General features: G+C 70.9%; 2 protein-coding genes. Both read right to left on the reverse strand.

Annotation, left to right across the window (positions count from 1 at the left end):
• Positions 1-206: 206 nt before the first annotated feature.
• The gene (locus ACFF45_RS35325; RefSeq protein WP_381351132.1) at positions 207-1,220 is read right to left on the reverse strand and encodes a hypothetical protein; all 1,014 of its coding nucleotides are present in this window, start codon (positions 1,218-1,220) and stop codon (positions 207-209) included.
• A gap of 21 nt (positions 1,221-1,241) precedes the next feature.
• The gene (locus tag ACFF45_RS35330; protein ID WP_381351133.1) at positions 1,242-1,493 is read right to left on the reverse strand and encodes a hypothetical protein; all 252 of its coding nucleotides are present in this window, start codon (positions 1,491-1,493) and stop codon (positions 1,242-1,244) included.
• Between the last annotated feature and the right edge of the window lie 97 nt (positions 1,494-1,590).

Here is a 1,590-nt window from a genome sequence, read left to right on the forward strand (position 1 = left end):
CATCAGCGCCGCCAGCGTCTGCGCACCCATGTCGAACTTCATGCGGTACTCGCCTTCCCCCTAGGACTGCTGGGCGACCGCTCCCGATGCGCCCCATGATTGTCAACTATTCGTATCAACCCGCCGGTTGCCTCCGCAATCGGGGTGCCCGGCGCTCACAGAAGCACCACAACTCCCCGGGGCGCGGGAGCCGGTGCCGCCCGGCGTCAGTCGTCCGCGGCGAGTCCTCGCAGGGCGGCGAGATCACTGCTCTGCGGCCGTGCGGCCACCGCCACACGGCCCGCGCCCTCCTCGTCCGCCAGGCCGGCCGACTCGGCCAGGGCCGCGGACGGGGACAGTCCCCGGTCGTGCGCGGACCGCAGGCGCTCCAGCCACACCAGCCCGGCGCGGTAGACCGCGTCGTCGCCCACGCCCTTCGGCTCGAAGCCGGCCGCGTTCTCGGCGTCGGAGGCCCACAGGTAGCCGAGGGTCTCCTGTCCCCGCCGGACGGGCAGGTACTGCACCTGCCCCTCGGTGCTGCGCCGGTACCCGGTCCGCCCGAAGCCAGGGGTCTGGGTGAACGTCCGGTAGCGGTGCGGGACTTCGAAGCTCTCCCACACGTCCAGCGCCTCGCCGTCGCTGCCGGACAGGTTCTCGGCCCCGGTCTCGTTGGGCTTCGCGAAGTACGTCGCGTCCTCCGGGTCCGTGTCCGAGTCGAGGGCCTCGGAGATGTCGCGCAGGGCGGCGGCGAGGCGCGGACCGTTCGCCGCGTGCACCGCGGGCTGGGGACGCCCCTTCAGGTCGTACGGCAGCCACACGTCACTGCGCGTCGCCAGTTCCACACTGACGTGGCCGAGCAGCGCGGAGGCCCTCAGCGTGACGAGCTCCGCCTCCTCCCGGGCGGCCGCGCCGCCCGGGACCTCGCCGGCGCTCCGCAGATCCGCGTACACGGAGCCGGTCTCCCCGGGAGCGAGGGCGGCCTCGATCCGGGCGGAGATGTCCCGCGCGGCCGCCTCCGGCGCGGCGCCGGCCGCCGGCTCGAACTCCCCCTGGAAGAGGTAGCTGCCCTTCTTACCGGCCTCGTGCACGGACACCGACACGCGCGGGGTCCCGACCATCAGCCGGTGCCTGCCCAGGACCAAGTGCGCGGCGAGCAGGTCGTGCAGGCAGGCGGTCAGGCCGTCCCTGGCCTCGTCGTCACGCCCCCAGGTCCAGCGTGCGACGGTGCTGGTGGCTTTCACAGTGTTCCGCCGCACCACCGCTCAGCCGGGCGGGAGCGGCTGCTTCTCCCCTGCCTCGAAAAGGTACTCGTACATGCTGGTGAAGTAGTCGTACAGGGCGTCCTCGTCCTCGAACTCGATGTCCGTGAGGCGCTCATAGTCACCGACGGTGAGGTCTCTCGTGTGCAGGACGGTCTCCAGGCCGGTCCGGACGGCATGCACGTACTCCTCTTTGAAGGCGTGCAGGGTCGGGCGCAGAAAGCCGGCGGTGTCGTAAGCCTGCTCCAGGCTCACCTACACCTTGATGAACTTTTCGAGCTCTCTGTTCATGCGCTCCTTGATCACGCCTTGCCCACCCCCGGCAGATCCAGCTTCGGCGCCTTCAACGTAC

This window comes from Streptomyces cinereospinus (assembly GCF_042430725.1).
GTDB lineage: Bacteria > Actinomycetota > Actinomycetes > Streptomycetales > Streptomycetaceae > Streptomyces > Streptomyces cinereospinus.